This window comes from Paenibacillus sinensis, from assembly GCF_019904155.1.
In the GTDB taxonomy this organism is placed as follows: domain Bacteria; phylum Bacillota; class Bacilli; order Paenibacillales; family Paenibacillaceae; genus Paenibacillus_AQ; species Paenibacillus_AQ sinensis.
In genome coordinates this window covers 1-7522 of the sequence record NZ_JAHCMB010000173.1, presented here as the reverse complement: position 1 = coordinate 7522, position 7522 = coordinate 1, and the positions used below count along the sequence as shown (strand labels likewise).

Genomic DNA, 7522 nt, shown 5'->3' with positions numbered 1-7522 from the left:
TGGGTGAAATCACTAAAAATGAAAAACAGTTTGTGGGTTATGAATACAAAGACATCACCGTAAAACGGATTATGGAACCTGTCTTTACCGATGGCTATCCCAATTTCGGTTGGGTCTTGGAAGGAACTTCTACACCAGTTGGCAGTGTCGGTTCAGTAACCTTGAAATTCAAACGTGATCGGAAAATTCGAAATAAAGTTGAACTGACCCGTCTACAACGCCAGTTTGAATCCTGTACCACAGAAATTCAAACACTGGAACGTTCGAAGACGATAACTGCATCAGTACTAGGATATGTGTTAGGTGTGAGTGGGACGGCATTTATGGCTGGTTCAGTCTTTGCCAATATTAACGATTTATTTGTACTTTCAATTGTCCTAGCTATTCCTGGCTTTATAGGTTGGATTATTCCATACTTCTGCTATTCGCGAATTCGCCAAACGAAAACGGAACAGCTTATCCCCATGATCGATCGGAAATATGATGAAATCTATGAAGTGTGTGAAAAAGGGAATGGATTATTGGCTAAATAAGAGAATGACGAGAAAGGCGGGGGTATAAATTAAAGGTTTACTCGATCGATTCCGAGCGGATTATCAAGACCGTGCTATCATAACGAACTTCGCATCTCTTGGAATCAATGCCCTTATCGGCATCGGTAAATTGATTCTTGGCATATACCTCCTCTCTGGCTGGTTTATCACAAATGCGATATATTATTTGGTGCTGTGCGGAGCTAGGGGCCAAGCGCTGCATCGATATGCAGCTGCAAAAGGTATCGATGAACCTGTGAAAAGATTCGATGCGGAGAAGGTTGTGTTCAGACGAGGTGGAATATTCTTATGTCTTCTGGGGATTTCGTATCTAATGGTCTGCCTTCGAATGTATGTGGTCGGGGATGCTGTTGTCTTTGGAGGTACAACTGTTTTTCTGGTAGCAACGGTTTCTTTCGTTAAGCTTGGCTTTGCTATTTACGGGATTACAGCTAATCGGCATCTTAAGGGCCTAATAGTTTCTACGTTGAAAATGTTCAGTTTCACCGATTCAATGGTTTCCATTGTGGTAACCCAGTATACATTACTTACTATGAGCGATTCCCCAAATGCTTTGGATAGCAGTGCTTTACTCGGTATGGGATGCAGCCTTTTATTTATGATCCTCGGGATATATATGTTTAGAAAAAGAATGGTTCCTCGTCTCGAGGAAAAAGTATCTGAAATCGAGATCAAATGCTGACGATCGCACATGTCCCTAGAGACCTAAAAAATAGCCGAAAGCTGACTCTTCAAGAATCAGCTCAGCTTGCCCCCCACAAAATATCCGATGGTAATAAACAAGGTGGACCAGATAAAGGCTCCGATGCAGCAGAACATGAAATACTTCCTCAAAGTCATTTTTGTTATGCCCGAGATGTAGCCGGCCGCATGTCTCACACCAGGAATAAAATAGGAAATCAATATAGACCATACACCGTATTTCGCGAACCAGTTTTTCACTTTTTCATAACGCTTTGGAGTTAGTCCTATCCATTTCCCATACTTTTCAACGACCTTATAGCCAATTTTGTTGCCAATGAAATAACTGATGCTCATTCCTATAACAGAACCCAAAAAACTAACGATGATGGATGGGCAAAACCCAAGTATTTTCACGGAAGCCAAATAGCCAACAAATAGCATTAGCGTCTCGTCGGGTACGGGGATTCCTATGATCCCTAACGCCAAGAGCAGGATTACAGCCACATACCCGTAATGCTCTATGAACGTCATTGCTATTTCCATAAATTTACACTTCCTTTAACTCTAACAATTACAACCTTCCAAGACGGGAAGCGTATGCGGCTGATCATGAGCCAAGAGAGTACCGCAAGAATGATCACAGCAACCTTAAAATGGATATGATTATGGAAAAAGGATAGTCCAGCTGCCAAAAAACCAGCTACAGTTATGGGCATCCCGGTAAAGGTTGAAGATTTGGGAGTAATGTTGAACCGGGCTAATCGGAGAGCGCCGCAAATGATGAACACCATCCCTACTGCGGCCCCTATGAAAGACGAGTCATTTTTATTATGCTCAAGAATAAGAATGACCGGAGCCACGCCGAATGAGACAATGTCAGCCAGCGAATCGAGCTGCTTTCCAAACTCGCTGGTACAGCTCAATAATCGGGCTAGTAGCCCATCCATCACATCGAACGTAGCGGCTATAACGATAAATAATACGGCCAATTTATAATGTTCTTGAATTGTCGAGATTAACGAAACAATTCCGGCTGCTAAGTTGAACATCGTGCATACTGACGGGATGACTTTAAAAGACATTGCGACTCCTCTTTTCTTCAAATCTTAGAAATAGTTTATACTTCCTCTTCTGAGAATTTGTAACCGATCCCGACGACCGTTCGGATATGATGCGAAGAATGGCCAAGTTTAGCTCTTAGCTTCTTGATGTGGGAATCCACGACCCGGTTGTCCCCATTAAATTCCAAACCCCAGACACGGGAGATAATAGCATCTCGGGTCACGACCAGGTTCTTATTATTGATTAGGAACAACAAAAGTTCGTATTCTTTATGCGTCAGTTCAACTTCAATGCGATCGACTTCCAGCCGGCGAGCCAATGTGTTGAGAACAGCGGAACCAAAGGTATATCTGTGCCCTTCAGGTTTATAATTCTCTGTGACGCGCTTCATTAATGAGTTTGCTTTTGCGACGAGAACTTTCGGACTAAAAGGTTTAGTCAAATAGTCATCTGCCCCCAGCTCATAACCTAGCAGCTTATCCTCATCATCCGATTTTGCCGTTAGAAAAATGATGGGCACGCCCAGATGCTTTCTAACCTCTCTGCAAACTTGGAATCCATCCACTTCAGGCATCATAATGTCAAGAATGATTAAGTCCGGGTATATGAGGTCGATTAGATCCAGCGCTTCTTGTCCGTTGCTAGCCTCCTTCACTTCCCAGCCATCCTGCAGAAAATAGTCTGAAATCACTTCACGGATTCTTAATTGATCTTCTACGATGAGAACCCTTCTCCCCATTCTCAATCCTTCTCCCTGTTTCGAGCGTTTGAATTTAATGACTGATCTTAACCAGGAACTGAACGCCATCATCCAGATTCGTTACCGAATATTCGCAATGATGGAGATCCAAAATTTGCTGGACGATGGATAAGCCTAAACCTGTTCCACCTGTTTGACGACTTCGGGAGGCCTCTCCCCTGAAAAATCTTTCCCAAATTAAATTAATTTGCGGTTCAGGGATCGTTTTGCCCTTATTTTTGACATAAAGCGTACTCGATTGCGTATCACTATGAATTTCAAAAAGGATGTCACTCCCATGCTCCGCATGCTTAATGGCATTAGTCGTCAGGTTGACGATGACCTGCTCGAACCATTCCGGATCAATCAGAACGGGAAGCTCATTCACAGGGATGACTATTATTTTCAGTCCCTTCTCCTTTAGCTGATACAGCAGCCTGTTTGCGCTTTTTTCAATGAGTTCGCTCAGTAAGATGGATCGTTTTCGAAGTTGTATCGTTCCCGACTCCAGCCGGGCCAGATCGAGCATGTCTTTAATCAACATCTCCATTCGCTCTGTTTCCTCTATAATTACGGATATGTAATGTTCCTGTTTATCTTTATTGATGCCATCCTGCAAGCCTTCAGCGAAGCTCTTAATTATGCTGATAGGCGTCTTCAGCTCATGCGAGGCATTGGTAAAAAAGCTCTTCTGTGTCATTTCGATTCTTTCTTTGTGCTCCATATCATTCTGAAGCTGCAGGTTGGCATCTTGAAGTTCGCGAAGCGCCTTGTCCAATTTTTGTGCCATCGTATACATGCTTTGAGAAAGGCCTCCCAGTTCGTCGCTCTGCTGTAAGGGTTCAAATGACGAAAAATCAAAATCAACCATTTTCTGTGCCGCTTCATTCAATGAAACAATAGGCGATGTCACCATCTTGGAATAATACAGGGCCAAAATCAGAATGAAAATAAATCCCCCGCCGCTAAGATAGATATAGAACCAGCGCAGCGCTTCATTGGCATCATTAATTTCTTGAAGCGAAGTGACGGAGAACAGGATTTGTTTGTTGCCGCCGCCCATTACCAGAGGCTGCATAATAATAATATTGTTAGTTCCGCTCCAAGGCTCTACCCACTGTAACTCGGTTTCTTCCATCGCATTAAGGTCTTTTTTCATATCGTCTGACAAAGGAAATAGCTCATTTAAAGCTACATACAGGAGACCTTGGCGTTGAGTCTTTACACTCGGTGCCAGAATATCCGTCACAACGCCTGAGTATTCGGCAAGACTAACCGGCGAACTCTCTCCAATGGTTAATGAATGACGTAATAAAATCTTTTCTGGATACACGATCGGATCGAGATTTCCTCCGCTATATTCCTCACCCCAAATGGTGATTGGGTCTCCTTTTTGTATATTGGCTTTCCGAAGCTCTTCATCGTTCACATTCAAAAAAAGCGACAGCGGGACCGTGATTTTGTTATGATTCGCGAGTTCAACCGTCATACGGTAGGGATCACCGAGGACCAAATTGCCCTCGAAATCAACTATAGCGAGCTGGGTTCGGTTTCGATTCATAAACTTGGCTACGTTCACGGCGAGCTCTTTATTCTTCTCCGGATCTTGATAGGAATATTGTTGAGCAAATTTATAAAGATCTCGTTCGACTTTTTTCACTTTATAGTCCTGGTAGAAGCGATTGAAAAAAAGAACCTGCGATAATAAAACCAGAATATAAAAACTGGCAAAGAAAACGACGGTCAGAATAAAGAGTTTGAATGTAATTCCCCTATTTCTCATTGTTAACTCCTTTATCGCAGCTGTTTTAAGAATAACTTGCCTGTATGTTTTTCATGTGTCCTGTTACTTAGATAAGCTTACATTATATTCAGCAAAAAAAGACTGTATCTCATAAAATCGAGTACAGTCTCTAATTCAGGAGAAAGCCTCCCAAGCGAGGCTAGTGAAAGCCATCTTATAGGTGCCGCTGTTGATGGGTTACTCAGTTCATTCTGGTCTCTTCCAGCGATTGTCGGAGAATTGGATAGGCCGAATTACTCTGCATGGACTTCCTGCAGCAATCACATTTGGAGGTATGTCTTTCGTGACTACGCTCCCCGCACCGATAATACTATTCTCACCGATAGTCACGCCCTGCGTTATCTTGACATCGCCACCCAGCCATACGCGATCTTCCAGCGTTATCGGGGCGGAGTAAACTCCTTTGTCTGCACGCTCAAAAGGATCTTCCGCATGATTTGCTGCATACAGTCCCGCCCTTGGACCTATATACACATCATTTCCGATTTTCACTTCATTGCAATCGAGGATAATCATGTCATGATTAATGTATACATCGTTTCCAATGGAAATATTAAATCCGAATTCGCACCGGAAATTGGACTCGATATATACATTCTCCCCTACACGTGAGAATAGCGCTTTCAAAATGGACATGTCGTATCCAGCATTGGTATTTACCTTATGGTTATACTCACGACACATTGCTAACGCATGTGCTCTAACATCTGCCACATCTTCAGCGGCGTCATCATACATGTTCCCGCTATTCGTAATGTGCTTGATTTTTTCGATATCCATAGCGTCCTCCTATTTTACAAGTATGGTTGTGAGTGGTGTTGCTTCACTTTTCAAGATATGATTATATCATCAAGATTTTTGGATAAAAGACAGTTTTTTCTCGATTAATAACACTATATTCCCAGAAGGAGTTTATCATGCGCGCAGACACAATGCCTCTTGATCATACTCTGTATGAAGCCATCCAACATGGCCAGAATGATTTCCCTATTCAATTCTATGTGGATGAGCTGCATAAATTTATTAATAGAAAGGTCCCGCTTCACTGGCACTTCGAACCGGAGTTTTTTGTTGCACGAGGCGGAACCGTAAAGGTTCAAGTCGGTAATCACTGTATAGAATTATGCCCAGGTGATGGCATTTTCATTAACAGCAATGCATTACATTCTTTTGAACAGGTTTATGACAACGACAGGTGTAAATGTCCCAATATTGTCTTTTCCGCGGAGCTGATCGCCCCTCATACCAGTATTCTTTATCAAAAATATATCAGGCCCATTCTGATTAACCGGAGCATGCCCTATTTTATACTACATTCTGATATTCCCTGGCAAAGAGAAATCCTTAATGAGCTTTCTTACATCTTTGCGTTATTGCAGGAGTATGGCCTTCAGAGTCCCTACGGTTCCTTCTCTGCTCTGGACTTTAATATCGAAAATCTGAATGCAGCATGCTTCGAAATGCAGGTACAATGCCACTTAAATCAAATATGGCAGTCGATTTTCAATCATGTGGAGCAAATTCCTACGATTGCCCAAGACCAAAGGGATATACAATACCAAGTGCGTGTGCAGCAGATGATTTCATTTATACAGCGAAATTATATGAACCCAGTCACGCTGCAGGATATCTCAATGTCGGCCAATATTAGTAAAAGCGAAGCATCCCGCTGTTTTCAATCCTACCTGAACTGTTCTCCCATCGAATATTTGCTGCAATCCCGTATCGAAGCCTCTCAACGTCTGCTATATGATACGACCCAAAGCATCCAGGAGATTTGCTCAGAATGCGGATTTAACTCCTCCAGCTATTTCATTAAGGTATTCAGAGAGANCATATTTTTTTCATTCTCTCCAACCCTTCCTGGTAACTCACTACCGGTTTATAACCAAGTTTATTTTTGATCTGGTCAATTCGATATGACCTTGGCATGGAGACAAAAGCCAGATCAAATCTCGTTATTGGCGGATCATTTTTTAACTTAAGCACCCTCCACATAAATTCAGTGACAGACGCGACTGGCCGGGCAATAAATCTAGGCAAACTTTTATCTGGTATAGCTANAGTAAAAAATTCTTTTGCGTTCTTCGGATTATCATCGGTTACAAATAATACATCTTTGTCTTTACCTTTATGAACGGCTAAAGCTATAGCTTCAGCAACATTATCAACATGGACCATTTCTATGATGGTGTTCCCGTGGTCAATCCAGCTGAACGTACCCTGTTTAACTTTGCTGATCATGGCTTGTATTGCTGCTACTTCATTTCCCCAAATGAAAGTCGGCCGTAAAATGATTCTTTCAACCTTTGAAGGGGATTCAAGTATTTTCTTCTCAGCAATCATTTTTGACTTTCCATAGTATGAATTAGGTTCCTTCGGGTAAGGGCAGCTTTCATCAATGTTCAATAAATCTTTCTTGTCCTGGAGTACGGATTCCGAACTGATATAGATAAATTTCTTTACCTTATTCATTTCTGTATATTTTAGCAGATCAACCGTAGCATCAATAACTAATTTTTGGTACATGCTCCATTTCCCCCAGAACACAACCGGTGCAGCCATATGAATAACTACGTCCATTCCGGCAAGCTTGTGCTGCCATTCGTGAATGTTCTCAAGAGTTCCTTTAATAAGATTAACATTGGAATTATTAATATGTTCAGCTTTTTCAGGACT

9 protein-coding genes are annotated in these 7522 nt (G+C 42.1%); 3 read left to right on the top strand and 6 right to left on the bottom strand.

Features of this window, described 5'->3' with window-relative positions; all coding sequences use genetic code 11:
- Together KIH86_RS19945 and KIH86_RS19940 are read left to right on the top strand one after the other, a co-directional pair.
- On the top strand, positions 1-533 hold a 533-nt coding region (locus KIH86_RS19945; RefSeq protein WP_223110629.1), incomplete at its 5' end, for a hypothetical protein.
- Positions 534-663: 130 nt separating this feature from the next.
- A complete protein-coding gene (locus tag KIH86_RS19940; RefSeq protein WP_235775505.1) occupies positions 664-1236 on the top strand; it encodes a hypothetical protein in 573 nt (190 codons plus the stop codon).
- A gap of 56 nt (positions 1237-1292) precedes the next feature.
- On the opposite strand, the gene KIH86_RS19935 is transcribed toward KIH86_RS19940, so the two are convergent.
- The 5 genes from KIH86_RS19935 to KIH86_RS19915 form a co-directional block, all read right to left on the bottom strand.
- Entirely contained in the window at positions 1293-1781 is a 489-nt protein-coding gene (locus tag KIH86_RS19935; protein WP_223083736.1) for a DedA family protein, read from the bottom strand.
- Positions 1772-2320, bottom strand: coding sequence for a CDP-diacylglycerol--serine O-phosphatidyltransferase (gene pssA, locus KIH86_RS19930; RefSeq protein WP_223083737.1), 549 nt, complete (start codon positions 2318-2320; stop codon positions 1772-1774). The genes KIH86_RS19935 and pssA overlap by 10 nt, the downstream gene beginning before the upstream one ends.
- A gap of 35 nt (positions 2321-2355) precedes the next feature.
- On the bottom strand, positions 2356-3039 hold the full coding sequence (locus KIH86_RS19925) for a response regulator transcription factor (protein ID WP_223083738.1): 684 nt from the start codon (positions 3037-3039) through the stop codon (positions 2356-2358).
- Between the two features lie 34 nt (positions 3040-3073).
- Complete coding sequence (locus KIH86_RS19920) at positions 3074-4822, bottom strand: sensor histidine kinase (RefSeq protein WP_223083739.1); 1749 nt, start codon at positions 4820-4822, stop codon at positions 3074-3076.
- 207 nt (positions 4823-5029) lie between these two features.
- Complete coding sequence (locus KIH86_RS19915; RefSeq protein ID WP_235775504.1) at positions 5030-5623, bottom strand: sugar O-acetyltransferase; 594 nt, start codon at positions 5621-5623, stop codon at positions 5030-5032.
- 137 nt (positions 5624-5760) lie between these two features.
- Between KIH86_RS19915 and KIH86_RS19910 the strand changes: the two genes are divergently transcribed.
- Positions 5761-6747 (top strand): AraC family transcriptional regulator, encoded by a 987-nt coding sequence (locus tag KIH86_RS19910; RefSeq protein WP_223110628.1) that lies wholly within the window; start codon positions 5761-5763, stop codon positions 6745-6747.
- On the opposite strand, the gene KIH86_RS19905 is transcribed toward KIH86_RS19910, so the two are convergent.
- Positions 6668-7522: NAD-dependent epimerase/dehydratase family protein (locus KIH86_RS19905; RefSeq protein ID WP_223110627.1), on the bottom strand; the 855-nt coding region annotated here is incomplete at its 5' end. The two genes, KIH86_RS19910 and KIH86_RS19905, sit on opposite strands and share 80 nt — an antisense overlap.